This window comes from uncultured Aquabacterium sp. (assembly GCF_947366995.1).
In the GTDB taxonomy this organism is placed as follows: Bacteria; Pseudomonadota; Gammaproteobacteria; order Burkholderiales; family Burkholderiaceae_C; genus Aquabacterium.
In genome coordinates, this window is the sequence record NZ_CANBCC010000006.1 from 22,534 (window position 1) to 48,898 (window position 26,365).

Annotated in this window: 25 protein-coding genes; 18 read left to right on the forward strand and 7 right to left on the reverse strand. The window is 66.9% G+C overall.

Going from position 1 to position 26,365, the window contains the following annotated elements; all coding sequences use genetic code 11:
- Positions 1–29 precede the first annotated feature (29 nt).
- The 8 genes from Q0Z44_RS03200 (at position 30) to Q0Z44_RS03235 (ending at position 7,024) form a co-directional block, all read left to right on the forward strand.
- Positions 30–479 (forward strand): universal stress protein, encoded by a 450-nt coding sequence (locus Q0Z44_RS03200; protein ID WP_298010204.1) that lies wholly within the window; start codon positions 30–32, stop codon positions 477–479.
- Between the two features lie 37 nt (positions 480–516).
- Positions 517–828, forward strand: a complete 312-nt coding sequence (locus Q0Z44_RS03205; protein ID WP_298010207.1) for a DUF883 family protein — start codon at positions 517–519, stop codon at positions 826–828.
- Positions 829–849: 21 nt separating this feature from the next.
- On the forward strand, positions 850–1,275 hold the full coding sequence (locus Q0Z44_RS03210; protein WP_298010210.1) for a phage holin family protein: 426 nt from the start codon (positions 850–852) through the stop codon (positions 1,273–1,275).
- Complete coding sequence (locus tag Q0Z44_RS03215; RefSeq protein ID WP_298010213.1) at positions 1,272–1,688, forward strand: YqjK family protein; 417 nt, start codon at positions 1,272–1,274, stop codon at positions 1,686–1,688. The genes Q0Z44_RS03210 and Q0Z44_RS03215 overlap by 4 nt, the downstream gene beginning before the upstream one ends.
- 78 nt (positions 1,689–1,766) lie before the next feature.
- On the forward strand, positions 1,767–3,008 hold the full coding sequence (locus Q0Z44_RS03220) for a nitronate monooxygenase family protein (RefSeq protein ID WP_298010216.1): 1,242 nt from the start codon (positions 1,767–1,769) through the stop codon (positions 3,006–3,008).
- Between the two features lie 50 nt (positions 3,009–3,058).
- Positions 3,059–5,542: a UvrD-helicase domain-containing protein gene (locus tag Q0Z44_RS03225; protein WP_298010219.1), complete on the forward strand. Its 2,484-nt coding sequence runs from the start codon at positions 3,059–3,061 to the stop codon at positions 5,540–5,542.
- Between the two features lie 47 nt (positions 5,543–5,589).
- A complete protein-coding gene (locus tag Q0Z44_RS03230) occupies positions 5,590–6,321 on the forward strand; it encodes a hypothetical protein (protein ID WP_298010222.1) in 732 nt (243 codons plus the stop codon).
- Positions 6,322–6,478: 157 nt separating this feature from the next.
- Positions 6,479–7,024, forward strand: coding sequence for a Dps family protein (locus Q0Z44_RS03235; protein ID WP_298010225.1), 546 nt, complete (start codon positions 6,479–6,481; stop codon positions 7,022–7,024).
- Between the two features lie 30 nt (positions 7,025–7,054).
- On the opposite strand, the gene Q0Z44_RS03240 is transcribed toward Q0Z44_RS03235, so the two are convergent.
- Complete coding sequence (locus Q0Z44_RS03240; RefSeq protein ID WP_298010228.1) at positions 7,055–7,684, reverse strand: response regulator transcription factor; 630 nt, start codon at positions 7,682–7,684, stop codon at positions 7,055–7,057.
- Positions 7,685–7,688: 4 nt separating this feature from the next.
- Positions 7,689–8,828, reverse strand: coding sequence for a response regulator (locus tag Q0Z44_RS03245; RefSeq protein ID WP_298010378.1), 1,140 nt, complete (start codon positions 8,826–8,828; stop codon positions 7,689–7,691).
- A gap of 284 nt (positions 8,829–9,112) precedes the next feature.
- Here Q0Z44_RS03245 and Q0Z44_RS03250 point away from each other — a divergent pair, with 284 nt between their 5' ends.
- From Q0Z44_RS03250 to Q0Z44_RS03265, 4 genes are all read left to right on the forward strand, one after another.
- Positions 9,113–9,562, forward strand: a complete 450-nt coding sequence (locus tag Q0Z44_RS03250) for a hypothetical protein (protein ID WP_298010231.1) — start codon at positions 9,113–9,115, stop codon at positions 9,560–9,562.
- A gap of 96 nt (positions 9,563–9,658) precedes the next feature.
- Positions 9,659–10,021, forward strand: coding sequence for a response regulator (locus Q0Z44_RS03255; RefSeq protein WP_109037223.1), 363 nt, complete (start codon positions 9,659–9,661; stop codon positions 10,019–10,021).
- A gap of 56 nt (positions 10,022–10,077) precedes the next feature.
- Entirely contained in the window at positions 10,078–12,255 is a 2,178-nt protein-coding gene (locus Q0Z44_RS03260; RefSeq protein ID WP_298010236.1) for a chemotaxis protein CheW, read from the forward strand.
- A 29-nt stretch (positions 12,256–12,284) separates the two neighbouring features.
- Positions 12,285–12,761: a chemotaxis protein CheW gene (locus Q0Z44_RS03265; RefSeq protein ID WP_298010240.1), complete on the forward strand. Its 477-nt coding sequence runs from the start codon at positions 12,285–12,287 to the stop codon at positions 12,759–12,761.
- A gap of 86 nt (positions 12,762–12,847) precedes the next feature.
- On the opposite strand, the gene Q0Z44_RS03270 is transcribed toward Q0Z44_RS03265, so the two are convergent.
- Positions 12,848–13,306: an HIT family protein gene (locus Q0Z44_RS03270; protein WP_298010244.1), complete on the reverse strand. Its 459-nt coding sequence runs from the start codon at positions 13,304–13,306 to the stop codon at positions 12,848–12,850.
- Between the two features lie 2 nt (positions 13,307–13,308).
- On the reverse strand, positions 13,309–17,316 hold the full coding sequence (locus Q0Z44_RS03275; RefSeq protein ID WP_298010247.1) for an FAD/FMN-binding oxidoreductase: 4,008 nt from the start codon (positions 17,314–17,316) through the stop codon (positions 13,309–13,311).
- A gap of 285 nt (positions 17,317–17,601) precedes the next feature.
- On the opposite strand from Q0Z44_RS03275, the gene ugpQ reads away from it, so the two are divergent.
- Positions 17,602–18,417 (forward strand): glycerophosphodiester phosphodiesterase, encoded by an 816-nt coding sequence (gene ugpQ, locus Q0Z44_RS03280; RefSeq protein ID WP_298010250.1) that lies wholly within the window; start codon positions 17,602–17,604, stop codon positions 18,415–18,417.
- 81 nt (positions 18,418–18,498) lie between these two features.
- Here ugpQ and mpl read toward each other — a convergent pair whose 3' ends face one another.
- From mpl to Q0Z44_RS03295, 3 genes are all read right to left on the reverse strand, one after another.
- Positions 18,499–19,875: a UDP-N-acetylmuramate:L-alanyl-gamma-D-glutamyl-meso-diaminopimelate ligase gene (gene mpl, locus Q0Z44_RS03285; protein WP_298010253.1), complete on the reverse strand. Its 1,377-nt coding sequence runs from the start codon at positions 19,873–19,875 to the stop codon at positions 18,499–18,501.
- Between the two features lie 114 nt (positions 19,876–19,989).
- Positions 19,990–21,282 carry a glutamate-1-semialdehyde 2,1-aminomutase gene (gene hemL, locus Q0Z44_RS03290; RefSeq protein WP_298010256.1) on the reverse strand — a complete coding sequence of 431 codons (1,293 nt, stop codon included), beginning with the start codon at positions 21,280–21,282 and terminating at the stop codon, positions 19,990–19,992.
- Positions 21,272–22,219 carry a hydroxymethylpyrimidine/phosphomethylpyrimidine kinase gene (locus Q0Z44_RS03295; protein WP_298010259.1) on the reverse strand — a complete coding sequence of 316 codons (948 nt, stop codon included), beginning with the start codon at positions 22,217–22,219 and terminating at the stop codon, positions 21,272–21,274. Before Q0Z44_RS03295 ends, hemL begins: the two co-directional genes overlap by 11 nt.
- A gap of 129 nt (positions 22,220–22,348) precedes the next feature.
- Between Q0Z44_RS03295 and Q0Z44_RS03300 the strand changes: the two genes are divergently transcribed.
- The 5 genes from Q0Z44_RS03300 (at position 22,349) to Q0Z44_RS03320 (ending at position 26,360) form a co-directional block, all read left to right on the forward strand.
- Positions 22,349–22,501 (forward strand): rubredoxin, encoded by a 153-nt coding sequence (locus tag Q0Z44_RS03300; protein ID WP_109037215.1) that lies wholly within the window; start codon positions 22,349–22,351, stop codon positions 22,499–22,501.
- 86 nt (positions 22,502–22,587) lie between these two features.
- Complete coding sequence (locus Q0Z44_RS03305) at positions 22,588–22,965, forward strand: response regulator (protein WP_109037214.1); 378 nt, start codon at positions 22,588–22,590, stop codon at positions 22,963–22,965.
- 97 nt (positions 22,966–23,062) lie between these two features.
- The gene (locus Q0Z44_RS03310; RefSeq protein WP_109037213.1) at positions 23,063–23,428 is read left to right on the forward strand and encodes a response regulator; all 366 of its coding nucleotides are present in this window, start codon (positions 23,063–23,065) and stop codon (positions 23,426–23,428) included.
- Positions 23,429–23,441: 13 nt separating this feature from the next.
- Entirely contained in the window at positions 23,442–23,978 is a 537-nt protein-coding gene (locus tag Q0Z44_RS03315; RefSeq protein WP_298010263.1) for a chemotaxis protein CheW, read from the forward strand.
- Between the two features lie 51 nt (positions 23,979–24,029).
- Entirely contained in the window at positions 24,030–26,360 is a 2,331-nt protein-coding gene (locus tag Q0Z44_RS03320; protein ID WP_298010267.1) for a methyl-accepting chemotaxis protein, read from the forward strand.
- Positions 26,361–26,365: the final 5 nt, after the last annotated feature.

Genomic DNA, 26,365 nt, shown 5'->3' on the forward strand with positions numbered 1-26,365 from the left:
GGCTGCCACCTGACGCCAAGGAGGCCCTCATGTACGAACATCTTCTGGTGCCGGTCGACGGCAGCGAGCTGTCCAACAAGGCGATCGATCACAGCATCGGTCTGGCCAAGATGCTGGGGGCTTCGATCACCGGCTTCACGGCCGAGCCGCCGCTGCCGGTGCTGGTGGTCGAGCAGTCGGCAGTGGCCTATGACGTGGCCACCTTCCAGGAGCACGAAAAGCGCTGTGAGGCCCATGCCCGCGAGGTGCTGCAGGCCTTCGCCGACAAGGCGAAGGCGGCCGGTGTGACGTTCGATGGGCAGTTCGTGATCACCGACAGCGTGCAGGACGCCATTGTCGAAACCGCCAAGCGTCAGGGCTGCGACCTGATCGTGATGGCCACCCATGGCCGGCATGGCCTGGATGCACTGATTCACGGTTCGCTGACCAAGAGCGTGCTGGCACACAGCCAGGTGCCATTGCTGGTGCTGCACGGCTGATCCGTCTTCTTTCCACCCCAACACAAGGAGCAGAAACATGAACGACATGAGCGCGGCCCAGAAGGACATTCTTGTTGCCGACCTGAAGCGGGTGCTGGCCGACGCCGAGGCCTTGTTGAAGGCGACCGCCGGTGACGGCGCCGAAGAGTTGTTGCAGGTGCGAGGCCGACTACAGGCCACGCTGTCGCAGGCCAAGGACGGGTTGATCGAAGCCCAGGCTGCGGTGGTGGACAAGGCCAAGGCCGCGGCGAAGGCGACCGATGGCTATGTGCACGAGAACCCGTGGAAGGCCATCGGCGTGGCGGCGGGCGTGGGCCTGCTGCTCGGCGTGGTGATTGGCCGCCGTTGAGCATGAAAGGCGTCGTCGCGCATGGGTGACACGGCTGCCGATGCCGCGACGGCATCGGGTCGACTGACGGCCTCTTTGCGGGGCTTGCTGGCGACCCTGGTGGCGCTGGGCCATGACCGGCTCGCGCTGGCCAGCATCGAGCTGGAAGAAGAGCGCGACCGCCTGCTGGCCACGCTGGCGTGGGGCGCGGCGGCCGTGGTGCTGGCTTGCTTTGCGCTGGCGTTTGCGGCGGTGTTCGTCACGGTGCTGTTCTGGGACACACACCGCCTGCTGGCGCTGGGCAGCGTCACCTTGATGCTGGGTGCCGCAGCGGGGCTGGCGTGGTGGCGCATCCGCAGCCTGTGGGCGGGCCGTGCCGGCCTGCTGCCTGCCACCCTGGCTGAACTCGAGGCCGACCGACGCGCCCTGATGGGCGAGATGGGCGGCGCGCCGGGGGCCGCACCGTGAGTGCGCCCTGGTCGGACGGCGGCGTCGCGGCAGCGCGTGCGGCGCGCAAGCGGGCCCTGATTGAGCGCAGTGCCGTGCTCCGTCGACATCTGGCCCACGATTACATCACCCTGGTGGCGCCGGCCGAGCGCGTGCTTGATCGCGTGGTGGGCGCGGGCCACTGGCTGCGCCGTCATCCCTGGCTGCTGGGCGGCGTGGCTCTGGCATGGCTGTGGTGGCGTCCGCGCCGCGCCGTGGGGCTGGGTGGCCGTCTATTGGGTGCCTGGGCCCTGTGGCAACGCTGGCGGCCTTTGGTCAGCACGGTGCTCGCCGTGGCGGGCAGTGTGGCCGCTGCGGGCGCAGCAAACCGTGCGGGCACGGCTGGTACCGTGCCGACCCCGTCGCCGCACCGAGACAGCAAGCCGGGCGCTTGACCTGGGGCAAGCGCCCCACAGGACGAGAGGACTACCGTGGCGGTTCCGCGCCCCTGTGCGCAACCGCATCGCCCTGTCATGACCGATCTTCCGCACGTCCACCCCGAGCTCGCTGCCCTGCTCGAGCGCAGTGGCCTTCAACCACTGTCTCTGGGTGGGCGGCACCTCCTTCCGATCGTTCAGGGTGGTATGGGTGTCGGCGTGTCGGCGCACCGGCTGGCCGGTTCGGTGGCCGCAGCGGGTGGCATGGGAACCTTGTCGTCCGTCGACCTGCGTCGGCATCACCCCGACCTGATGGCGCGCACGCAGGGTCTGGCCTCGCGCATCGGGCAGGACGAGGACACCAAGGCGCAGATTGACGAGGCCAACCTGGAAGCGCTTGAGCGCGAGATCGCGGCAGCCCGTGCGCTGTCGCAAGGGCGCGGCCTGCTGGCCGTCAACGTGATGCGGGCGGTGAGCGAGTACGCGCCGGCCATCAAACGGGCGCTGGAGTGTGGCATCGACGCCGTGGTGGTGGGTGCCGGCCTGCCGCTCGACCTGCCTGACCTGGCGCAGGACCATCCGAGCGCGCTGCTGGTGCCCATCCTGTCGGATGCCCGGGGCGTGCAGCTGGTGGTGCGCAAATGGGAGCGCAAGAAGCGCCTGCCCGATGCCATCGTGATCGAGCACCCCCGGCTGGCGGGTGGCCACCTGGGGGCCGCCAAGGTGGCCGACCTGCAGGACACGCGATTCGATTTCGAGAACGTCATCCCCGCCGTGCGGGCCTTTCTGCGTGACGCGGGGGTCGAGAAAGAGGTGCCGCTGATTGCCGCGGGCGGCATCCGCACCTTCGAGGACATCCAGCGCCTGCAGGCCCTGGGTGCTTCGGCGGTGCAGCTGGGCACGCCCTTCGCGGTCACGCAAGAATCGGATGCCCACCCCGAGTTCAAGCGCGTGCTGGCCGAGGCCCGCGAAGAAGACCTGACCACGTTCACCAGCGTGGCTGGGCTGCCCGCGCGCGCCGTGATGACGCCCTGGCTCAAGGCCTATCTGCGCGTGGAAGACCGCCTGCAGGCCGTGACCCAGGTGCGCAAGCGCTGCACCAAGGCCTTCGACTGCCTGGCGCAATGCGGGCTTCGCGATGGCCTGGCAGGCTGGGGGCAGTTCTGCATCGACAACCAGCTGGCCGCCGCCCTGCGGGGGGACGTCAGCAAGGGGCTGTTCTTCCGCGGTGCGGGGGCCTTGCCTTTCGGCGACCAGATCCGCAGTGTGGGCGAGCTGATGTCGCGTTTGCTGACACGTGACATGGCCTTGGGCTCGCCAGTGCCCCAAGGGGCCTGAGCGGCGCGCGGCGACCCAGGCGGCAGGGCAATGCCGCCTAAAATCGGTCGATGACCGAGCACAACGCGCCCTCCGGCCTGGCGGCCTCGCACGCCGCCGGCTCCTCCTCCTTGCTGGCCGGGCTGAATCCCGAGCAGCTTGCCGCCGTGACGGCCCCGCCCGGGCCTGCCCTGATCCTGGCCGGTGCCGGTTCGGGCAAGACGCGCGTGCTCACAACCCGCATCGCCTGGCTGCTGCAGACTGGCCAGGCCACGCCGGCCAGCATCATGGCCGTGACCTTCACCAACAAGGCTGCCAAGGAGATGCAGGCCCGCCTGTCGGCCATGCTGCCGGTGAACACGCGGGCCATGTGGATCGGCACCTTCCACGGCCTGTGCAACCGCTTTCTGCGCGCGCACGCCAAGATCGCCGGGCTGCCGTCGGCCTTCCAGATCCTCGACACGCAGGACCAGCTCTCGGCCGTCAAGCGCATCATCAAGGCGCTGAAGTACGACGAAGAGAAGTGCGTGCCCAAGCAGACGACGTGGTTCATTGCAAACTGCAAGGAAGAGGGCCGCCGCCCGAAGGACATCCAGCCGCGTGACGAACTCGGCCGCATGCAGCTGACGGTGTATCAGGCCTATGAAGACCAGTGCACCCGCGAGGGCGTGGTCGACTTTGCCGAGCTGATGCTGCGCACCTACGAGATCATGCGGGACCACCCCGAGGTGCGCGCCCACTACCAGCGCCGTTTCAAACACATCCTGGTCGACGAATTTCAGGACACCAACCGCCTGCAGTACCTGTGGCTGAAGATGTTTGCCGGTCGCCCGGAGGAAACCGGCAACAGTCTGTTTGCCGTGGGCGACGACGACCAGAGCATCTACGCCTTCCGTGGCGCGCAAGTGGGCAACATGGCCGACTTCGAGCGCGAGTTCCGTGTGCCCAAGGTGGTGAAGCTGGAGCAGAACTACCGCAGCTTCGGCCACATCCTGGATGCCGCCAACACGCTGATCGCGCAGAACAGCAAGCGCCTGGGCAAGAACCTGCGCACCGACGCGGGGCAGGGTGAGCCGATCCGCGTGTACGAGGCCTCGAGCGACTACGCCGAGGCTCAGTGGATCGTGGAAGAGGCCCGCCTGCTGCACCGCGAGGGCCACCCGCTGCACGAGGTGGCGGTGCTCTACCGCAGCAACGCGCAGTCGCGGGTGATCGAATCGGCACTGTTCAACGCGGGCGTGGCCTACAAGGTGTACGGCGGTCTGCGCTTCTTCGAACGGGCCGAAATCAAGCATGCGCTGGCTTACCTGCGCCTGATCGAGAACCCGAACGACGACACGAGTTTTCTGCGCGTGGTCAACTTCCCGGCGCGGGGGATCGGGGCGCGCAGCGTCGAGCTGCTGCAGGATGCCGCACGCAGCACGGGCCGCAGCCTGGCGCAGAGCGTGACGGCCGTGCCCGGCAAGACGGGCGCCAACCTCCAGGGCTTTGTGGCTCTGGTGGACGCCATGCGCGAGTGCACGCGCGGCCTGACGCTGCGCCAGATCATCGAGCACGTGGTCGAAGCTTCAGGCCTGGCGGACTTCTACCGGGCCGAGAAGGAAGGGCAGGAGCGGCTGGAGAACCTGGCTGAACTGGTGAACGCGGCCGAGGCCTTCGTGACGCAGGAAGGCTTTGGCAAGGATGCTGTGGCCCTGCCGGTGGACGAATCTGCCGGCGCCATCAGCGAGGGCCTGCCCGCGGCCGTGGCGCTCGCCAACACGCTGCCCGATGCCGAGACGGGCGAGATCATCTCGCCGCTGCTGGCCTTCCTGACGCACGCCTCGCTCGAGGCCGGTGACAACCAGGCTCAGGCGGGGCAGGACGCCGTCCAGCTCATGACCATTCACGCGGCCAAGGGCCTGGAGTTCAACAACGTGTTTCTGACCGGGCTGGAGGAAGGCCTCTTCCCGCACGAGAACTCGATGAACACCACCGAGGGCCTGGAAGAAGAGCGCCGGCTGATGTATGTGGCCATCACGCGCGCACGCCAGCGCCTGCACATCAGCTTCAGCCAGACGCGGATGCTGCACGGCCAGACCCGCTACAACATCAAGAGCCGCTTCCTGGACGAGCTGCCCGAGGCCTCGCTGAAGTGGCTCACGCCGCGCAACCAGGGCTTCGGCTCAGGCTTTGCCAAGTCCTACCAGGACGCCTGGTCGACCGGCCGCGGCATGGGCTCGATGGTGGGCGCCGGTGCGCAGCCCTACCGGCAAAGCGGCCAGGGTGCTTATGGAGGCGGCAGCCGCGGTGGCTATGGCGGCCAGGCCTGGGGCGGCGCCCGCAAGGAAGACACCTTCAAGGACCTGACCGCGCCGCTGCCGAAGGCCATGGCCGAAGCCAAGAACGAAGGCGGGCTGCGGGTGGGGCAGGGCGTGTTCCACACCAAGTTCGGCGAAGGCGTGGTGCTGACGCTGGAAGGCAGCGGTGCCGACGCGCGCGTGCAGGTCAACTTCGGCCGGCACGGCACGAAGTGGCTGATGCTGAGCGTGGCCAAGCTCACCCGGATCGAATGAGCCCGTTCGGGCTCCGCTTTTTGTTTTTCACTCAGAAGAGACCGTTCATGACACACGCTGCTTTCCGGCGCGCCGCACTGGCTGTTGCCGCCCTGACCTGGGCCGCTGGCGCCCACGCCTATGAATTCGACGCACTGGACCAGCTTGCCTCGCAAGGCGAATTCCGCCAGCTCGCCGAAGACCTGAGCGCCACGCTGGCCTACAAGCCGCAGGCTCCGGCAGAAGCGCTCGGCATCACCGGCTTCGACGTGGGGGTGAGCCTGGGTGGCACGAACATCAAGAGCCACCGCGTCGTCGAGCGCGCCACCGGTTCCGACAACGTGCCGAGCACGCTGCCCACCGTCACGCTGCGCGCTGACAAGGGCCTGCCCTTCGGCATCGATGTGGGCGGGTCCTACACCCTGATCCCTGGCACCTCGGTGCGCGCCCTGAGCGGTAACGTGAAGTGGGCTTTCATCGAAGGCGGTGTGCTGACCCCGGCCGTGGCCGTGCGCGCCTTCTACACGCAGACCAGCGGCCTGGGCGACATGAACCTGCGCAGCCAGGGGGGCGACCTGTCGGTGTCCAAGGGCTTTGCCAACGTGACCCCGTACGGCGGCGTGGGCCTGGTGCAGAGTCGCGCCTCCGATGATGCCGGCCGCTGGGCCCGCGAGCGCTACACGCAGACCCGTCTGTTTGCCGGTGTCAGCGTCAACCTGCTGCTGGTGAACCTGGCCTTCGAAGCCGATCGCACCGGCGACGCCACCAGTGCCAGCATCAAGGCCGGTCTGCGCTTCTGACCGGATCTGCTGGCTCATTGAACGCGACGAACGCGGTCATTGAGCCAATTCAAAGGCCACGCTGTGCGAGGGGCCGCGAGCGCGCTAAAGTGATCGGCAGATTGCTTCGGTCGCATTCACCGCGACGCCTTCTCATTCCATTCAGGAGTCACACCGCATGGCCAAGTCCGACAAGAAGTCTTCTTCCAAAGCCGCCAAGGCGGTCCTGCTGCCCGTTTCTGCGGGCAGTGCGCCGATCGACATCGGCATCAGCGCCGAGCACCGCGCGGCCATTGCCAAGGGCCTCAATGGCCTGCTGGCCGACACCTTCACGCTCTACCTGACCACGCACAACTTCCACTGGAACGTGACGGGGCCGATGTTCAACACCCTGCACACCATGTTCATGGCGCAGTACACCGAGTTGTGGAACGCGGTGGACCCGATCGCCGAGCGCATCCGCGCGCTGGGCTTCCCGGCCATGGGCTCGTTCGCCGATTTCGGTGGCATCAGCACCCTGCCGGATGCGCCGACCACGCCGCCCAAGGCCAAGGAGATGATCCGCATTCTGGTGGCCGGCCATGAAGCCGTGGCCCGCACGGCCCGCAGCCTCTATCCTCTGGTGGAGGAGGCTTCGGACGAGCCCACCGCCGACCTGCTGACGCAGCGCCTGGACGTGCACGAGAAGGCCGCCTGGATGCTGCGCTCGATGCTGGAAGAGTGAGCCGTTGAACCCGCCGCAGCGGGCAGGGCGTCAGACCAGCCCGTTGCGGATCGCGTAGACCGTCAGCTCGGAGTTGTTCGTCAGCCCGAGCTTTTCGAGCACGCGGGCCCGGTAGACGCTGACGGTCTTCGGGCTCAGCAGCAGCTGTTCGGCGATGTCGGACAGGCGCTTGCCCGAGGCGATCATCACCAGCGTCTGCAGTTCGCGATCGGACAGCTTCTGGTGCAGGTCTTCCTGCGCCGGCGTGGTGAGGTTGTCGACCAGCATCTGCGCCATCTCGGGCGTCACGTACTTCTTGCCCTGAGCCACCGTGCGCACGGCCGCCACGATCTGCGCGGCATCGCTGCCCTTGTTCAGGTAGCCCGAGGCGCCGGCCTTGAGCGCCCGCATGGCGTACTGGTCTTCCGGGTACATCGACACCACCAGCACCTTCAGCGTGCTGCCTTCTTCCTTGAGCACGTGCAGCACGTCCAGGCCACTGCGGCCGGGCAGGTTGATGTCGAGCACCAGCACATCGCAATTCTTGTCACGCAGCAGCGCGCGCAGCTCGCCGTAATCGGCAGCCTCGCCCACGACCTCGATGTCGGCGGCATCGGCCAGCGTGTCGCGGATGCCGCGCCGGATCAGCGCGTGGTCGTCACAGAGTATGACTTTGATCATGTGCTCAGCCCCATACCGTGGGATCGTCGGGGTCCGTGTCGCTGGCCGGGGCGTCCGCGTCCAGGTTCGTGAACAGTTGGTCGATGAAGCCATTTTCCGGCCCTGACAACGGGACGGAGAGGATCAGCGTGGTGCCGCCGGGGTTGCTGCTGATGTCGACCCAGCCGCCTACCGTCTCCGCGCGTTCGTGCAGGCCGCGGATGCCGAACGACCTCGCCTTGGCCAGATCGTCGGCACTCAGCCCCCGGCCATTGTCGGTGACTTCGATGGACAGCACGCCGCCGGCCTGGGTGACATCGACGCTGACCTGGGTGGCCTGTGCGTGTTTGGAGACATTGGTAAGCGCCTCCTGCGCGAATCGGTACGCCACGAGGGGCACGCCGGCGGGCAGTTCGAGCTGTTCCTGGCTGGTTCGAAAACGCGCCTGCAGGCCGGTCCGCTTGCCGAAGCGGTCGGTCATCCATTGCAGTGCGGGCACCAGCCCCTGCTCGAGGATGGCAGGCCGCAGGTTGTGCATGATGCGCTGGCTGGCCTCGTGCGCATGGTTCACGGCTTCCAGTGCCTGTTGCACGCGGTCGGCAATCTGGGGATTCGGTGCATGGCGGGCCATCCACGCCAGATCGAACTTGATCGCCGTCAGCGCGCCACCCACGTCGTCGTGGATCTCGCGCGCGATGGCGGCCCGCTCCTGCTCGATGCTGGTCTGCAGGTGCTGGGCCAGCTCGCGCAATTGCTGCCGCGAACGGCTCAGGGCCAGGTCGGCCCGCTGCTTGGCGATCCGGATGCGATTGGCCTCGATGGCCAGCAGGGCGGCCGGCGCCAGCCGTGTCAGGTTGCTCTTGAGCAGGTAGTCGTTGGCGCCGTTGCGCATGGCCTGCACGGCGATGTCCTCGCCGATCTCGCCCGAGACGAGGATGAAGGGCACCAGCTTGCCCAGCGCGCGGATCTTGTCCAGCGCGGCCAGGCCGGAGTAGCCGGGCAGGTTGTAGTCCGACAGGATCAGGTCCCAGTCCTCATGCAGGGCATCGGACAGGGCCACCTCGGTGTCGATGCGGTGGATGTCTGCATTGATGCCGCCGCGGTGCAGGTGGATGGCGACCAGCGCCGCGTCCTCCTCGTTGTCCTCGATGTGCAGGACCTTCAGTCGCACCGGCGGGAGGCCGTCTGAACCCGGGGATGGCGCTACGGCGTCAACAGGGGGCTGGGGTGTGAAATCGGACACGCGCTGCCTTCGATCCGTGGATGAGTGCCTGGAATTGCCACGTGATTGTGAACAACTGGCGCCTTGAAATGCGAAAAATTCTAACAACCGGTTTAAGCCGGGGCCTCACTGTGCCGATGACAGGGGGATCCTGGGTGTGCCGGCACATCCTTCATCGCGTCTCCCCTCGGATGGCGCGACATACAAACTGGTTGAGTGGAGCCACGATGAGTTACGACGAACCGGTCGCCAACCCCCCTGCGGAGATGCCCCTCCTCCTCGCAGCGGAGTTGCAGGACCACCTGATGACGGCGTCCAACGATCTGGAGCGCCTGCAGCGGCTTCTGGACGACGCTTGTGTCGTGCTCATGGAAGGTTTCCACGGGACGGCCGGGCAGCTCAGTGACGTGATTGACCAGGGGCACGCCGTCACGCCGCACCTGGAAGAGGTGCGGCAGACCCTGTACCGCACGGTCACGGCCCTGCAGTTCCAGGACATGGCGACCCAGCTGATCGCCCACACCAACAACCGATTGCGGAACTGTGCCGACCAGATCGCGCGCGACGCACTGGGCGACGACGACCCGGACGGCGCGGCGGTGGTGGCGGATGCCCCGATGAAACCCAACCCGGTGACCCAGGACGAGATGGACGCCGGGTCGGTCGAGTTGTTCTAAAGATTCCGTCCCATCTGTCGAAATCCCGTCAAGCGACTGGTTTCATTTTTTCCAGACAGCCGATCTGTCCAGCTATTTCAAGTACCGGAGAGCGACATGCATTCGATCCTTGCCGTCGACGATTCTGCGTCCATGCGCCAAATGGTTTCCTTTACCCTCAAGAGCGCCGGCTACAACGTCGTCGAGGCCGTGGACGGTCAGGATGCCTACGAGAAGGCCGGCGGCCGCAGCTTTGATCTGGTGCTGACCGATCAGAACATGCCCCGCATGGACGGCATCAGCCTGACCAAGAAGCTGCGTGAGAACCCCCAGTTCAAGACCACGCCCATCCTCATCCTGACGACCGAGTCGAGCGATCAGATGAAGCAGGCGGGGCGCGCGGCTGGCGCGACGGGCTGGCTGGTCAAGCCCTTCGACCCGAACAAGCTCATCGAGGTGATCCAGAAGGTCATCCGCTGACCTGACGTCGGGGCACATGGGCCCGCGCAGCGCACGACAATCTCCAGGAGCCTGACATGGCAGAGACCAGCACGGACAACAGCACTTCATCGGCCGGCATCGACCTGAGCCAGTTCTACCAGGTCTTCTTCGAAGAAGCCGGCGAGAACCTCGAGAACATGGAACAGCTCCTGCTGGAGCTGGACATCACCGCCGCCGATGACGAAGAGCTCAATGCGATCTTCCGTTGCGCCCACTCGATCAAGGGTGGCGCCGCGACCTTCGGCTTCAGTGACGTGGCCGAACTGACCCACCAGATGGAGACGCTGCTGGACAAGCTGCGCCGCCACGAGCTCGCGCCGACGGCCCCGATGGTCGACGTGCTGCTGCAGTCGGGCGATGCGCTCAAGGCCATGCTGGCACGTCACCAGGGCTCGGGCGGCGGCGAAGTCGACACGACGGAACTGCTGTTCCACATCCGTGCGATGGCGTCGGGCGAAGCACCGGCCGCCGTGGCGGCGGCTCCGGCGGTTGCCGCGCCGGCCCCATCCGCACCGGCACCTGCACCCGCCGAGGCAGCGCCTGCTTCTGCAACGGCCGCGCCGACCTCGGGCCAGCGCACCGTCGAACTGCGCGTCGGGCCCCTGGCCGACCCTTCGCAGGCCGACAACCTGGTGGACCTGTTCAAGGAAATCACCGACCTCGGCACGATCGAGCCGCTGCCCGATGATGCGGCGCTGGCCGGTCTGCGCCGCTTCAAGGTCAGCACCGCCACCGCCGAATCCGAACTGCTGGATCTGTTCACCTTCCATGTCGCCCGCGAACAAGTGAGCTTTGTCGCCCTGGCAGACGCCGGTGCCGTGGCCGCCCCGGCGGTCGATCCGGGCTATGGCTTCTTCGACGAGCCTGCACCGGTGGCGGCGGCGCCCGCTGCGCCGGCGGCCGAAAAGGGCTATGGCTTCTTCGACAACGCGCCGGGCGCCCCCGAAGCGCCGGCACCTGCACCGGTCGCGGTGGAAGCGGCCAAGCCGGCACCGGCCCCCAAGCCTGCGCCCGTGGCGGCCAAGGCCGAGAAGCCGCACGCCGGCCTCGAAGCCTCGACCATCCGCGTGTCCGTCGAAAAGGTCGACCAGCTCATCAACCTGGTGGGCGAGCTCGTCATCACCCAGGCCATGCTGGCCCAGAACAGCCGCGGCCTGGACCCGGTCGTCTACCAGCAACTGGTGTCTGGCCTGACCGATCTGGACCGCAACACCCGCGACCTGCAAGAGGCCGTGATGTCGATCCGGATGATTCCGATGTCGACGGTGTTCAGCCGCTTCCCGCGCATGCTGCGCGACCTGGCCAACAAGCTGGGCAAGAAGGTCGAGCTGGTCACGCAGGGTGAAGCCACCGAACTGGACAAGGGCCTGGTCGAGAAGATCACCGACCCGCTGACCCACCTGGTACGCAACAGCTGCGACCACGGCATCGAAATGCCCGACGTGCGTCTGGCCAACGGCAAGCCGGAGGTCGGCACCATCACGCTGGCGGCCTCGCACCAGGGCGGCTCCATCGTGATCGAGGTGCGCGACGATGGCCGCGGCCTGTCGCGCGAGAAGCTGCTGAAGAAAGCCCGTGAGAAGGGCATCGACGCACCGGACACTCTGACCGACCAGGAAGTGTGGAACCTGATCTTCGCGCCCGGCTTCTCGACGGCCGAAGAGGTGACCGATGTGTCCGGCCGCGGTGTCGGCATGGACGTGGTCAAGAAGAACATCACCTCGCTGGGCGGCACGGTCGAAATCGACTCGGCCGAAGGCTACGGCATGCGGGTGGCGGTGCGCCTGCCGCTGACCCTGGCCATCATGGACGGCATGAGCGTGGGTGTGGGCGAAGAGGTCTACATCCTGCCGCTGTCGTCGGTGGTCGAGTCCTTCCAGGTCAGCCCCGAGATGGTCAAGACGATCGGCGGCTCCGGCCGCGTGGTCGAGGTCCGCGAGGAATACATGCCGGTGATCGAACTGGAGAAGGTGTTCCAGGTGCCCCGTTTCGACTGGGAGCACAACAGCGGGATCATGGTGGTGGTGGAAGCCGAGAGCGGGCGCGTGGCCCTGCTGGTCGACGAGTTGCTCGGCCAGCAGCAGGTCGTGGTCAAGAACCTCGAATCGAACTACCGCAAGGTCAATGACGTGTCGGGCGCCACCATCATGGGTGACGGCCGCGTGGCTCTGATTCTGGACGTGGGCAGCCTCGTGCGCCGCTCGCGTCACTGATCCGGGCTTGCAGAGAAGGAGACATACCCATGGGCATGATGGAAAAACTGGACGTGCAGACCGATCTGGCACGTGAGTACCTGACCTTCCGCCTCGGTGACGAGGAGTACGGGATCGACATCCTGAAGGTGCAGGAGATCCGCGGTTACGAGAACCCCACCCGCATCGCCAATGCGCCGCACTTTCTCAAGGGCGTGGTGAACCTGCGCGGCACCATCGTGCCGATCGTGGACCTGCGCCTGCGATTCGGTTGTAGCTCGGCCGAGTACAACGCCTTCACGGTGTCGATCGTGCTGCACATCGGGCAGCGCACCATCGGCACGGTGGTCGACTCGGTGAGCGACGTGATGGAGATTCCGGCCGAGGCCATCCGTCCGGCGCCCGAGATGAGTTCGGCCATTGACGCCACCTACATCAAGGGCCTGGCCCAGGTGGGCGAGCGCATGGTGATCCTGCTCGACATCGAAAGCATGCTGATGAGCGAGGACATGGGGCTCGTGGACTGAGCCAGTCAGGCGCACCGCAGCAAAAAAAGAGGCCCGGTTGATCCGGGCCTTTTTGCATGTGTTTCAGTGCGATGCTGGCGGCAGGATCATGCTGCCAGATCCAGCTCGCGCACCGCCTCGGCCACCAGCCGGTCCAGCGCCGACAGCGGCACCGCCAGTCGGGCCTCCGCATCCGGCACGCTCTCGCGCAGCGGCGCCCAGACCGGGGCAGGCCAGCGGCCGTCCCAGTCGAAGCGGGCAATCACATGCCAGTGCAGATGCGGCACCACATTGCCGAGCGAAGCCAGGTTCACCTTGGTGGGGTGCAGGTGTTCACGCAGCACCGTTTCCACCTTGGCCACGGCCTGCATGATGTGGCTGCGGTCTGCCGGCGGCAGGTCCGTCCACTCAGCCACGTGGTCGTTCCAGACCACGCGGTAGAAGGCCGGATGTTCGGGCTCGGTGGCCCGGATCACCCGCAGCTTCACGCCACGGTGAACCAGCAGCCCACCGTCCTGCATGCACAGTTCGCAGCCGACGAGTCGGCCCGGATCACGCTGCCCCATGGTCAGACCAGCACGCGCTCGATGCCGCCGGCGTTGGCCCGGTCGACGTACTCACGCATCCAGTTCTCGCCCAGGATCTGCTTGGCCATCTCGACCACGATGTAGTCGGCTTCCAGCAACCCGTTCTGCGTGTCTTCCCCGTAGCGGTTCAGCCCCTGCAGGCACGACGGGCACGAAGTCAGGATCTTGACGTTGTCCTTCGGGCCCACCAGGCCCTGGTCGCGCAGCGCAGCCTCGCCCTTGCGCACTTCCTCGGTCTTGCGGAAGCGCACCTGGGTGGAGATGTCCGGCCGGTTCACCGCGAAGGTGCCTGACTCGCCACAGCAGCGCTCGGACTTGATCACGCCATCGCCCACCAGCGCCTTGACCGTCTTCATCGGGTCCTGGAGCTTCATCGGTGTGTGGCAGGGGTCGTGGTACAGGAACGCGCCCTTGCCCTGCAGCGTGACACCCTTTTCCAGCAGGTACTCGTGGATGTCGATGATGCGGCAGCCCGGGAAGATCTTGTCGAACTGGTAGCCCTGCAACTGGTCATAGCAGGTGCCGCAGCTCACCACCACCGTCTTGATGTCGAGGTAGTTCAGCGTATTGGCCACGCGGTGGAACAGCACCCGGTTGTCGGTGATCATCTTCTCGGCGGTGTCGGCCTGGCCGGCCCCGCGCTGCGGGTAGCCGCAGCACAGGTAGCCCGGGGGCAGCACCGTCTGCACGCCCGCATGCCACAGCATGGCCTGCGTGGCCAGGCCCACCTGGCTGAACAGGCGCTCCGAGCCGCAGCCCGGGAAGTAGAACACCGCCTCGGTGTCGGCCGTGGTCTGCTTCGGGTCGCGGATGATCGGAACGTAGTTCTTGTCCTCGATGTCCAGCAGCGCACGCGCGGTCTTCTTGGGCAGGCCGCCCGGCATCTTCTTGTTGATGAAGTGGATGACCTCTTCCTTCAACGGGGCCTTGCCGTGCGTGGCCGGCGGCGCGCTCGTCTGCTTGCGCGCGGCGAGCTTGAGCACGTCGTTGGCCATGCGCTGCAGCGGCATGGCCACGTCGACCACGGCGCTGCGCACGAACTTGATGGTTTGCGGGTTCGTGGCATTGAGCATCAGCATGCCGGCCGCCGCGGCGGGCCGGAAGCTCTTCTTGCCCATCTTGGTCAGCAGGCTGCGCATCGCCATCGACACGTCGCCGAAGTCGATGTTGACCGGGCAGGGCGTCACGCACTTGTGGCAGACCGTGCAGTGGTCGGACACGTCCTCGAACTCGGCCCAGTGCTTGATCGACACGCCGCGGCGTGTCTGCTCTTCGTACAGGAAGGCCTCGATCAGCAGCGAGGTGGCCAGGATCTTGTTGCGCGGGCTGTAGAGCAGGTTGGCGCGCGGCACGTGGGTCGCGCACACCGGCTTGCACTTGCCGCAGCGCAGGCAGTTCTTGAAGCTCTCGGCGATGTTGCCGATGTCGCTCTGCTGCATGATCAGCGACTCGTGGCCCATCAGCCCGAACGACGGCGTGTAGGCCTCGGTCAGGTCGGCGGCATGCACGTCGTCGCCCAGCGCACGCAGCGCCTGGCCGCGCAGCAGCTTGCCCTTGTTGAAGCGGCCTTCCGGGTCGACCTTCTGCTTGTAGGCCGTGAAGTTGGCCATCTCGTCGTCGGTCAGGAACTCGAGCTTGGTGATGCCGATGCCGTGTTCGCCCGAGATGACCCCGTCCAGCGAGCGGGCCAGCTCCATGATGCGCGCCACGGCCTCGTGCGCCGTCTGCAGCATCTCGTAGTTGTCGCTGTTGACCGGGATGTTGGTGTGCACGTTGCCGTCGCCGGCGTGCATGTGCAGGGCCACCCACACGCGGCCGCGCAGCACCTGCTTGTGGATGCGCTTGAGCTCGTCGACCACGCCGCCGAGCACCATGCCGTTGAACACCTTGGCCAGCTCGTCGCGCACTTCGCGCTTCCAGCTCACGCGCACCGACCACGTCTGCAGCAGGTTGAAGATGGTGTCGCCAGGCTGCGGTACGTAGCGGCCATCGCGGTGCTGGGTGTAGCCCAGCGCGGCCAGGCGGTCGTCCACCTCGGCCAGCGGCGCGTCGAGCTGGTCGTGCAGGAAGGTCCAGCGTGCGCGCACCTCGGCCAGATGAGCCTGGGCGGCGGCGATCTTCTCTTCCAGCTGCTCTGCGCTTGGCAGTTCGATCGGGTCTTCGGCCTTGCGCAGCGCGGCGGCCACAGTCAGGCGGCCACTGCCGAAGAAGGCGTCGATGGCATCCAGCAGCGCGAGCTTGTTGCGCAGGCTCAGTTCGATGTTGATGCGCTCGATGCCCAGCGTGTACTCGCCCATGCGCGGCAGCGGGATCACGACGTCTTCGTTCACCTTGAAGGCGTTTGTGTGCTTGGCGATGGCGGCGGTGCGCTTGCGGTCGGCCCAGAACTTCTTGCGAGCGTCGGCGCTGACGGCCACGAAGCCTTCACCCGAGCGGCCGTTGGCCAGGCGGATGACTTCGCTGGTGGCGCGGGCCACGCGGTCTTCGTCGTCACCGACGATGTCGCCGATCAGGACCATCTTGGGCAGGCCCGAGCCGCCCACATTGCGCTTGCTCTTGGTGGCGTAGCCCACGGCGCGCAGGTAACGGTCGTCGAGGTGCTCCAGCCCGGCCAGGATGGCGCCGCCCGGCTGCTTCATCTCCTCGAACATGAAGTCCTTGATGTCGACGATCGACGGCACGCATTCCGTCGGGTTGCCGAAGAACTCCAGGCACACCGTGCGCACGTGCTTGGGCATGCGGTGCACGACCCAGCGCGCGCTGGTGATCAGGCCGTCGCAGCCTTCCTTCTGGATACCGGGCAGGCCGGCCAGGAACTTGTCGGTGACGTCCTTGCCCAGGCCTTCCTTGCGGAAGACACTGCCGGGGATGACCAGCGTTTCGGTGCGCAGCGGCGTCTTGCCATCGGCGGCAAAGTAGCGCAGCTCGAAGCGCGCCTCGGCCACATCGTGGATCTTGCCCAGGTTGTGGTCCATGCGGACCACGTCCAGCCACTCGGCATCGGGCGTGACCATGCGCCACGAGGCGAGGTTGTCCAGCGCGGTGCCCCACAGCACGGCCTTCTTGCCGCCCGCGTTCATCGCGATGTTGCCGCCGATGCAGCTGGCCTCGGCCGAGGTCGGGTCGACCGCGAAGACGTAGCCGCCACGCTCGGCCGCATCGGCCACGCGCTGCGTGACGACGCCGGCGCCGGTCCAGATGGTGGGCACCTTGTGCTGCACGCCCGGCAGGTCGACCAGCTCGACCTCGGTCATCTGTTCGAGCTTTTCGGTGTTGATGACCGCGCTCTTCCAGGTCAGCGGCACGGCGCCACCGGTGTAGCCGGTGCCACCCCCGCGCGGGATGATGGTGAGCCCGAGTTCGACGCAGCCCTTGACCAGCGCGGCCATTTCGGCCTCGGTGTCCGGCGTGAGCACGACGAAGGGGTACTCGACGCGCCAGTCGGTGGCGTCCGTCACGTGCGAGACGCGGCTCAGCGCGTCGAACTTGATGTTGTCGTGCCGCGTGACCTTGCGCAGAACACGGGTGGCGCGTTCGCGCAGGGCGGCCATGTCATCGAAGGCGCGCGCAAAGCGGTCCACGGTGACCCGGGCGGCATCCAGCAATTCGGCCACGAGCTTGTCGCGCGAGGCGTCGGCGCTGGGCGTGCGGCGCTTGTCGACCTCGCCGAGGCGGTGGTGCAGGGCGTCGATCAGCTGGCCGCGGCGCTTGGGATTGTCCAGCAGGTCGTCCTGCAGATAGGGGTTGCGCTGCACCACCCAGATGTCGCCCAGCACCTCGTAGAGCATGCGGGCCGAGCGGCCCGTCTGGCGCTCGGTGCGCAACTGGCTCAGAACCTCCCAGGCGCGCTGACCCAGCAGGCGCTGGACAATTTCGCGATCCGAGAAGGAAGTGTAGTTGTAGGGGATCTCGCGCAGGCGGGGCTGGCCGGCGGCGTGAGCGTCGGCGGCCTGGGCGGTCATGTGGGTCAGCTCGGTCAGTGCGTTCATGCGGGCGCCAGGTGCGAAGTGCCTGATACAGAAAAGATGAACGCGCCTGGGGCCGGGGATGCACCCAGGCACGTTGTCCAGTGGGGGTGGTTTTCGCGCCTGAGGCGAGATGGTACCGCACCCCCATCCCCCATGCGCCAGAAATGGGCACTCCTCACGGCCTTGTGGCGGGCTTTGCCCCGGGCGCAGAATGGCTATCCTGACTGTCATGCGATGTTTCTCTCCGGCGGCCGCGGCTGGTGGCGAAGGGGCATCCCCGTTCCACCGGTCTCTTATCAAGCAGTCATGAGCCCTTCTTCCCGTTCGACCCCTGCCTGGCCCTATCCCTGCTGGATCGCCCACCGTGGCGCCGGCAAGCTGGCGCCGGAAAACACCCTCGCGGCCTTCCGCATGGGGGCCGAGCACGGGTTTGCCATGTTCGAGTGCGATGTGAAGCTCAGCGCCGACGGTGAGCCCTTTCTGCTGCACGACGCAGAACTCGATCGCACCACGAACGGGCGCGGCGTGGCCGGTGCGCACTCGTGGGATGCGCTGTCCCGCCTGGACGCCGGCAGCTGGCACGGCCGCATGTACGCTGGCGAGCCGCTGCTGCGCCTGGAGGCCCTCTCGCGCTGGCTGCAGTCGCTGGGGCTGCTGGTCAACCTCGAGATCAAGCCCACGCCGGGCGACGAACAGCGCACGGGCCGCGTCGTGGCTGAACATGTGGCGCGGTTGTGGGCCCATGCGCATGTGAAGCCTTTGTTGAGCTCCTTCAGCGTCGAGGCCTTGCGGGCGGTGCAGCGCACCTGCCCCGATCTGCCGCGCGCGCTCCTGCTCGAGCGCTGGGCGGTCGACGGCGTCAAGCTCGCGCTCGACCTGGGTTGCCAGGCGATTGTCGTGCACCACCCCGAACTGGACCGTGAGCGCATCCGCGCCGCGCAGGCGGCTGGCCTGAAAGTGCTGACCTACACCGTCAACGAACCGGGGCAGGCCGCGGCGCTGTGGTTGTCGGGGCTGGATGGACTGATCACCGACCGCGTGGACACCTTCGAGCCGCAGGCGCGCCTGGGTGCCAACCCGGCCCGTCTGATGACGCTGGCGGCCGACGCGCTGGCCGTCTGATCGGCATCCCTGGCGCGATGCGCCGAAAGTCAAACGGCGACCCCGCAAGGTCGCCGTTTTTGTTGGTGCCTGCGCTGAGCGTCAGGCCAGTGCGGCCAGCAGCTTGTCGTGGATGCCGCCGAAGCCGCCGTTGCTCATGCACAGGATCTGGTCGCCCGGACGCGCCACCTTGGCCACCTTGGCCACCAGCACGTCGATGGTGTCGGCCACCACGGCGCGTGCGCCCATCTCGGCCAGTGCTTCGTGGGCGTCCCAGCCGAGGCCGCCACTGTGGCAGAAGGCCAGGTCGGCCTCTTCCAGCGACCAAGGCAGCAGCGCCTTCATCGTGCCGAGCTTCATGGTGTTGGAACGCGGCTCGAACACGGCCAGGATGCGCGCGTCCGGGCCCACCTTGCGACGCAGACCGTCCACCGTGGTGCGGATCGCGGTGGGGTGGTGGGCGAAATCGTCGTACACGGTGATGCCGCGCACCTCGCCGCGGAGTTCAAGGCGGCGTTTCACGTTGGCGAACTGCCCCAGGGCCTCGCACGCCTGCTGCGGCGCCACACCCACGTGCTCAGCGGCGGCGATGGCGGCCAGCGCGTTCATCTGATTGTGCTCGCCCAGCAGCGCCCACTCCACGCGGCCCACCAGCACGCCGGCCTTCAGCACGTCAAAGGCGTGGGGCTCACCGCGTGCGCGGAAGCCCGGCGTGTCACCGCGCACACCGAAGCGCGCGACATCGCTCCAGCAACCGCGGTCCAGCACGCGCTGCAGCGCTTCTTCGCGCGCATTGACCACCAGGCGGCCACTGGCCGGCACGGTGCGCACCAGGTGGTGGAACTGCGTCTCGATCGCCGCCAGGTCGGCAAAGATGTCGGCGTGGTCGAACTCGAGGTTGTTGAGCACCGCCGTGCGGGGACGGTAGTGCACGAACTTGCTGCGCTTGTCGAAGAAGGCCGTGTCGTACTCGTCGGCTTCGATGACGAAGGGGTGGCCGCTGGCCGGGCGCGTCTCGGCGCGGGTGTCGCCCAACCGGGCCGACACGCCGAAATTCTGCGGCACGCCGCCCACCAGAAAGCCGGGCTGCTTGCCGGCGTGTTCCAGAATCCAGGTCAGCATCGACGTCGTGGTCGTCTTGCCGTGCGTGCCGGCCACGGCCAGCACATGGCGTCCCTGGAGCACGTTTTCGCTCAGCCACTGCGGGCCGCTGGTGTACGGCAGGCCACCGTCCAGAATGGCTTCCATCAACGGGTTGCCCCGGCTGACGACGTTGCCGATCACGAACAGGTCGGGCTTCAGTGCGAGCTGGTCCACCGTGTAGCCTTCGATCAGCTCGATGCCCAGGGCGCGCAGCTGGTCGCTCATCGGCGGATAGACGCCGGCGTCGCAGCCGGTCACACGGTGGCCCGCCTCACGGGCCAGAGCGGCCACGCCACCCATGAAGGTGCCGCAGATGCCAAGGATGTGGATGTGCATGGCGCGCATTGTAGGCAGCGCACCGGCACGTTCTTGTGCTTCCGAATGCAAAGGCCACCCGCTGAGGGGTGGCTGGGCTGAAAGGACGAGGGCCGGAGAGGCCTTGATCCGAGTTCAGAGCTGGCGGAAGGCGTTGGCGGCGGCTGCCACCGTGTCGGCGATGTCCTGCTCGGTGTGCGCCGCGCTGACAAATCCGGCTTCGTACATGGCCGGGGCCAGGTACACGCCCTGGTCCAGCATCAGGTGGAAGAAGCGGTTGAACGTGTCGGTGCCACGCGCCATCACGGCCTGGTAGTGCTGAGGCAGTTCCGGCGCGAAGAAGAAGCCGAACATGCCGCCCTGGCTGTCGGTGCAGAAGTCGATGCCGGCGGCCCGGGCGGCGCCGTCCAGGCCGGACATCAGGCTGCGGGTGCGTTCGCCCAGCATGTCGAAGAAGCCCGGCTGGCTGATGAGCTTGAGTGTGGTCAGGCCGCAGGCCGTGGCGACCGGGTTGCCCGACAGCGTGCCGGCCTGGTAGACCGGGCCCAGCGGCGCCAGCTTGGACATGATGGCGCGGGTGCTGGCAAACGCGGCCAGCGGCATGCCGCCGCCGATCACCTTGCCGAACACGCTGATGTCCGGGCGGAAGCCGGGGATGGCCTGCGCGTACAGGCTCTGCGCGCTGCCCAGGGCCACGCGGAAGCCGCTCATCACCTCGTCGAACACGAACAGCGCGCCGTGCTGGTCGCACAACTCGCGAATGCGCTTCACGAAGGGCACGCTGGCGCGCACGAAGTTCATGTTGCCGGCGATCGGCTCGATCATCACGCAGGCGATCTCGTCGCCCTGCGTGGCAAACGCGTGCTCGATCTGCTCGATGTTGTTGTACTCGAGCACCAGCGTGTGCTGCACCACCTCAGGGGGCACGCCGGCGCTGGTGGGGTGGCCGAAGGTGGCCAGACCCGAGCCGGCCTTGACCAGCAGGGCGTCGGCATGGCCGTGGTAGCAGCCCTCGAACTTGATCAGCTTGCTGCGGCCGGTCACGCCGCGCGCCAGGCGGATGGCGCTCATGCCGGCTTCGGTGCCCGAACTGACCAGGCGCACCTGTTCGGCGCTGGGCACGTGGGCCAGGATGGCCTCGGCCAGTTCGACCTCGCGCTCGGTGGGGGCGCCGAACGAGAAGCCGTCGACGGCCGCCTTCTGCACCGCCTCGAGCACCTCGGGGTGGCCGTGACCCAGGATCATCGGACCCCACGAGCCGATGTAGTCGATGTAGCGGGTGCCTTCGGCGTCCCACATGTAGGCGCCTTGGGCGCGCTGAATGAAGCGGGGCGTGCCGCCGACGGCGCGGAAAGCGCGCACGGGCGAGTTCACGCCGCCCGGGATGACGCGCTGGGCGCGCTCGAACAACTGGGTGTTAGTGGACATGGCGGGAAGATGGCGGGGACGTGGTGTCATCGAGCGTGGGACCCTGCTCCGGGGCGGCTTCGCCCTCGGCGGGTTGCTCGCCGGGCGGCAGGGCCCAGAAGAATCGGTCAGGGACGACGCCGCCCATGCCGGGGCGGAAGCCGGCGTCCAGCGCCTGGTCAAGGAAGCTCAGCGCCTCGGACACGGCGACGTCGAGCTCGGTGCCCGACGAAAGGATGGCAGCCAGCGCGGCCGAGAGCGTGTCGCCCGCGCCCACGAAGGCGGTGTCGAAGCGCTCGAAGCGCTCGCCGCACAGGGCACCCTGGGGGGAGGCCAGCACGTTGTCGATGAACTGGTCGGGCAGCTGGATGCCGGTGACGAGCACATAGTCTGAACCGAGTTCGCCGGCGGCCACAGCCAGCTCGCGTGCAGAAGGCTGGCGCTCGGCGTCCCACTCGGGCAGCAGGAAGTCGGTGAGCGTCTTGTGGCTGCCGACCAACACCCGCGTGGCGGGCAGGATCAGTTCGCGGAAGGCATCCAGGTAGGCCATCTGCGGGTCTTCGTCCATCCACGACAGGTTGGGGAGGAAGGACACGAGCGGCACGTCCGAGTAATCCGACAGGATCTCCGCCACCGCGCTGACGCCCTCGGCGCTGCCCAGGAAGCCCACCTTCCAGGCGGCAATCGTGCAGTCTTCGAGGATGGATCGCGCTTGATCGACCACGGCGTCCGGGTCGATCTCATGAGACTCGAACACTTCGGCGGTGTCGCGGATCAGCAGGCTGGTGACCACGGGCAGGGCATGCGCGCCCATGGCGGCAATCGTGGCGATGTCGGCGCCGATGCCGGATGCGCCGCTCGGGTCATTGGCATTGAAGCTCAGGACGCATGCCGGCGCACCGGAATCCTGTTCGCCGGCAACCGGGGCGGTTTCAGCGCTGTTCTGGGGTGAATTCATGCGTTCAACGGTATCTCAGATGGGCGAGCCGTGCCCACAAACCCTGGGATTTTCCGGGGCGGGGGGTGGCTACAATCGGCCCATTGTATTCAAGCTGAACTTGCAGACGTGACCGAATTCCGAACCTGGATGTGCCTGATCTGTGGCTGGATTTATGACGAGGCCGCCGGCGTACCGGAAGAGGGCATTCCCGCCGGAACCCGCTGGGAAGACGTGCCGATGAACTGGGTGTGCCCGGAATGTGGCGCCCGCAAGGAAGACTTTGAGATGGTTCAGGTCTGACGACCTCCGGCCGATATAAGCTGTGACCACGGCGACCCGCCCACGATGCGGGTCTCGAAGTTTGGAGGAGCGGGTCCGTGTCTGAAATGGAAAACAGCGTCAGGAAGGTGCTCGTCATCGACGACAGCAACACCATCCGGCGCAGCGCCGAGATCTTCCTGAAGCAGGGTGGGTACGAGGTCGTGCTGGCCGAGGATGGCTTTGATGCCCTCTCGAAAGTGAACGACCACGCGCCGGATGTCATCTTCTGCGACATCCTGATGCCGCGGCTCGATGGCTACCAGACCTGCGCCATCATCAAGCGCAATCCGCGTTTTGCGCGCACGCCTGTGATCATGCTGTCCTCGAAGGACGGCCTGTTCGACAAGGCGCGTGGCCGCATGGTGGGGTCGCAGGACTACCTGACCAAGCCGTTCACGAAAGACCAGCTGCTGCAGGCCGTTTCCCAGTACATGGGAGCCTGAGGTGAGCGCGGCGTGTCGCCATCCGGCGCGCTGTTGATGTTTGGAAACATATGCGGCCACGACCTTGTGGCAGCCTGTGGTGTGTTGAGGTAATTGCATGCCGATCCAGAAAATACTGCTTGTCGACGATTCCAAGACCGAATTGCACGTGCTGTCCGACCTGCTGACCAAAAAGGGTTACCAGGTCCGCACCGCAGAAAACGGCGAGGAGGCGCTGCGCCGCCTGCAGGAAGACAAGCCCGACCTGATCCTGATGGACGTCGTGATGCCCGGCCAGAACGGCTTCCAGCTCACGCGCACGATCACCCGAGATCCGCAGTACGCGTCGATCCCGGTGATCATCTGTTCCAGCAAGAACCAGGAAACCGACCGCGTCTGGGGCATGCGCCAGGGCGCGCGCGACTACGTGGTCAAGCCCGTGAACCCGGAAGAGCTGCTGTCGAAGATCAAGGCCTTCGGCTGAGAGGGCAGGGCACATGGCCAACAAGGAAGCCCTTCGGGAACTGCAGCAGCGCCTGGCCGACCGGCTGCAGAAGGTGCGTCAGCAGGCGCCCACGCGAAACTGGCTGGCCGTCGAGATGGCCGGACACGGGTTCCTGCTGCCGCTGGACCAGGCCGGCGAGATCTTCCCGCTGGGCGCTGTCCAGACCGTGCCGCACAGCCAGCCCTGGTTTCTCGGCGTGGCCAACTTGCGCGGCCAGCTTCATGGCGTGGTTGACCTCAGCGGCTTCCTGGGGCTGAGCCGGCGCACACCGCGCCTGCCCACCGAGCCGCAGGCCCGCGATGCCGGACGGCTCATCGCCTTCAACCAGGGCCTTCAGGTCAACGCCTGCCTCCTGGTGGATCGCCTGCTGGGTTTGCGCCAGGCCGGGGCGATGCACCCCACCGAGCGAGGCCGCAGCGCCCCCCACTTCGTGGTCCAGGAGCTGGCCGACACCCAGGGCCGCGTCTGGTACGAGCTGGACCTGGCCGCGCTCGCGTCCGACGAAGCGTTTCTCAAGATCGATGCCTGAGCGGCACCCCACGCCGCAGGCACACCCGTAGTCAGTTTGGAGCAAGTTCACATGAGTTTCCTGAGTCGTATCAAGGAGCTGGGCAAGCCACGTGAAGAGGACGAAGTCCAGCCCGAGGCCCTCAGCGCCGACAGGCTGGTGGTGGCGTCTGGCGTCCAGACGGTGGACACGCAGTCGGCGCAGTCGACGCTCCAGCCTGGCGGCACCACAGCGGACTCGGTGATTTCCGAGGCCGCACCGTCGGAGTTTCCGGCGGACTACCTCGACAACCGCCGTCGCGACGACGCCATGGACGGCGCCAGTCTGGAGCCACAGTCGGGGCTGCCCCTGGTGGGCCACCTCCGCCTGGACCGCCAGCAGCGCGTGCTCGGTGGCGCGCTGGCCGTCGGCGTGCTGGGCTTGATGCTCAGCGCGTTTCTGTCGGTGAACTCTGCCGACCGCCGTGCCGCACAGACGGGGGCCACCGGCCAGGCGCTGATGCAATCCCAGCGGCTGGCGAAGTCGGTGTCCCAGGCGCTGGTGGGTCGCGCCCAGGCCTTCTCGGAAGTGTCCGAGAGCGCCAAGGTGCTGGCCGCGAACGTGCGCGGTCTGGCCAAGGGAGACAGCACGCTGGGCCTCAGTGAGGTGTCCGGCGGTGCCCGCGAGGCGCTGACGCCCCTGCTGCAGCTGGTCGACCGTGCCGAGAAGAACGCCAACTTCGTGCTGTCGCAGAAGCAGACGCTGACGCAGGTGAGCCAGGCGCTGCGCGAGGTCAACGCCCAGTCTTCTGAGCTGCTGGACCTGGCCGAAGGCATCGCCACCGCGCGCCTCGAAAAGGGCGGCGTGCCCCCCGCTGAATCGCTGGCGCTGAACCAGCTCGTGATGCTGACGCAGCGCATCGGCAAGTCGGCCAACGAATTCCTGACGGTGGAAGGCGTGTCGACCGAGGCCGTGTTCCTGCTGGGCAAGGACCTCAATGCCTTCAAGGAACTTGGCGAAGGCCTGCTGTCGGGCAACGCCGAGCTGCAACTGAGCGCCGCGCGCGACCCGGCGCTGCGCGAGCAGCTGGAAGCGCTGCTGAAGATCTTCGAACGCACCCGCACGCAGTCGACCTTCATCCTGGGTTCGCTGCAGGGCCTGGTGGCTGCCCGTGATGCACAGGTGGCCGTCATCGACGACTCCGAGCCGCTGCGCAAGGGCCTGGAAGAGGTGCAGAAGCGCCTGAACGACGGAGCCGGCATCGGTGGCCTGAACGTCGCGATGATTCTGGTCTTCCTGCTGGCCACGGCGGCCTCCGCCTGGGGCCTGCTGCGCGTCTTCTTGACCGACCAGCGCCACCGCGCCCGCATTGCCGAATTCCAGCGCCAGGAGGCCGAGCGCCAGGAGCGTGAAGCCAAGCGCGTGAACGACGCCAACCAGGCGGCCATTCTGCGGCTGATGAACGAACTGCAGATGGTGGCCGAAGGTGACCTGACACAGCAGGCCACCGTGACCGAAGACATCACGGGCGCCATCGCCGACTCGGTGAACTTCACGGTGGAAGAGCTGCGCACGCTGGTGGCGCAGGTGCAGGGCACGGTGCAACGGGTGACCGAAACGACTGTGCAGGTGGATGCGACGTCGACCGAACTGCTGGCCGCCTCCGACGAGCAGCTGCGCGAGATCCGCGAAACAGGTGAATCGGTGCTGCAGATGGCTGGGCGAATCAACGAGGTGTCGGCTCAGGCACAGCATTCCGCTGAAGTGGCGCGCCAGTCGCTGGACGCTGCCGACCAGGGCCTGCAGGCCGTGCAGAACGCCATCGGCGGTATGGACACCATTCGCGAGCAGATCCAGGAAACCTCCAAGCGCATCAAGCGACTGGGTGAATCGTCGCAGGAGATCGGTGAAATCACCGAGCTGATCTCGGACATTACCGAACAGACCAACGTGCTGGCGCTGAACGCCGCCATCCAGGCGGCCTCGGCCGGTGAAGCCGGTCGCGGTTTCTCGGTGGTGGCCGAAGAAGTGCAGCGTCTGGCCGAACGCTCGGCCGACGCGACCCGCGAAATTGCCGCGCTGGTGCGTACCATTCAGACCGACACCCAGGACGCCGTGGCCGCCATGGAGCGCTCCACGCAAGGGGTGGTGGAAGGGGCCCGGCTGTCTGACGCCGCCGGTTCCGCACTGGGTGACATCGACCGCGTGTCCCGCCGACTCGCTGAACTGATTGAGCAGATCTCGGCGCAGGCGTTGAGAGAGGCCGAGTCCGCCAATGTGGTGGTGGCCAACATCCAGCACATCTTCGCGGTGACGGAGCAGACCGGTGAAGGCACGCGGTCGACCACGCAGCTCGTGCGCGAGCTGTCCAAGACCGCTGAAGAACTGCAGCAATCGGTGGCCCGATTCAAGATCGCTCCCTGACCCGA

Excerpts from the sequence above, each read along its gene's own strand:
- Q0Z44_RS03200 (WP_298010204.1), top strand. The coding sequence starts at position 30 with ATGTACGAACATCTTCTGGTGCCGGTCGACGGCAGCGAGCTGTCCAAC.
- Q0Z44_RS03300 (WP_109037215.1), top strand. The coding sequence starts at position 22,349 with ATGTGCCTGATCTGTGGCTGGATTTATGACGAGGCCGCCGGCGTACCG.
- Q0Z44_RS03265 (WP_298010240.1), top strand. The coding sequence starts at position 12,285 with ATGGGCATGATGGAAAAACTGGACGTGCAGACCGATCTGGCACGTGAG.
- mpl (WP_298010253.1), bottom strand. The coding sequence starts at position 19,875 with ATGCACATCCACATCCTTGGCATCTGCGGCACCTTCATGGGTGGCGTG.
- Q0Z44_RS03230 (WP_298010222.1), top strand. The coding sequence starts at position 5,590 with ATGACACACGCTGCTTTCCGGCGCGCCGCACTGGCTGTTGCCGCCCTG.
- Q0Z44_RS03270 (WP_298010244.1), bottom strand. The coding sequence starts at position 13,306 with ATGGGGCAGCGTGATCCGGGCCGACTCGTCGGCTGCGAACTGTGCATG.
- Q0Z44_RS03235 (WP_298010225.1), top strand. The coding sequence starts at position 6,479 with ATGGCCAAGTCCGACAAGAAGTCTTCTTCCAAAGCCGCCAAGGCGGTC.
- Q0Z44_RS03225 (WP_298010219.1), top strand. The coding sequence starts at position 3,059 with ATGACCGAGCACAACGCGCCCTCCGGCCTGGCGGCCTCGCACGCCGCC.
- Q0Z44_RS03310 (WP_109037213.1), top strand. The coding sequence starts at position 23,063 with ATGCCGATCCAGAAAATACTGCTTGTCGACGATTCCAAGACCGAATTG.
- ugpQ (WP_298010250.1), top strand. The coding sequence starts at position 17,602 with ATGAGCCCTTCTTCCCGTTCGACCCCTGCCTGGCCCTATCCCTGCTGG.
- Q0Z44_RS03295 (WP_298010259.1), bottom strand. The coding sequence starts at position 22,219 with ATGAATTCACCCCAGAACAGCGCTGAAACCGCCCCGGTTGCCGGCGAA.
- Q0Z44_RS03255 (WP_109037223.1), top strand. The coding sequence starts at position 9,659 with ATGCATTCGATCCTTGCCGTCGACGATTCTGCGTCCATGCGCCAAATG.
- Q0Z44_RS03240 (WP_298010228.1), bottom strand. The coding sequence starts at position 7,684 with ATGATCAAAGTCATACTCTGTGACGACCACGCGCTGATCCGGCGCGGC.
- Q0Z44_RS03315 (WP_298010263.1), top strand. The coding sequence starts at position 23,442 with ATGGCCAACAAGGAAGCCCTTCGGGAACTGCAGCAGCGCCTGGCCGAC.
- Q0Z44_RS03205 (WP_298010207.1), top strand. The coding sequence starts at position 517 with ATGAACGACATGAGCGCGGCCCAGAAGGACATTCTTGTTGCCGACCTG.
- Q0Z44_RS03275 (WP_298010247.1), bottom strand. The coding sequence starts at position 17,316 with ATGAACGCACTGACCGAGCTGACCCACATGACCGCCCAGGCCGCCGAC.
- hemL (WP_298010256.1), bottom strand. The coding sequence starts at position 21,282 with ATGTCCACTAACACCCAGTTGTTCGAGCGCGCCCAGCGCGTCATCCCG.
- Q0Z44_RS03210 (WP_298010210.1), top strand. The coding sequence starts at position 850 with ATGGGTGACACGGCTGCCGATGCCGCGACGGCATCGGGTCGACTGACG.
- Q0Z44_RS03260 (WP_298010236.1), top strand. The coding sequence starts at position 10,078 with ATGGCAGAGACCAGCACGGACAACAGCACTTCATCGGCCGGCATCGAC.
- Q0Z44_RS03305 (WP_109037214.1), top strand. The coding sequence starts at position 22,588 with ATGGAAAACAGCGTCAGGAAGGTGCTCGTCATCGACGACAGCAACACC.
- Q0Z44_RS03250 (WP_298010231.1), top strand. The coding sequence starts at position 9,113 with ATGAGTTACGACGAACCGGTCGCCAACCCCCCTGCGGAGATGCCCCTC.
- Q0Z44_RS03220 (WP_298010216.1), top strand. The coding sequence starts at position 1,767 with ATGACCGATCTTCCGCACGTCCACCCCGAGCTCGCTGCCCTGCTCGAG.
- Q0Z44_RS03320 (WP_298010267.1), top strand. The coding sequence starts at position 24,030 with ATGAGTTTCCTGAGTCGTATCAAGGAGCTGGGCAAGCCACGTGAAGAG.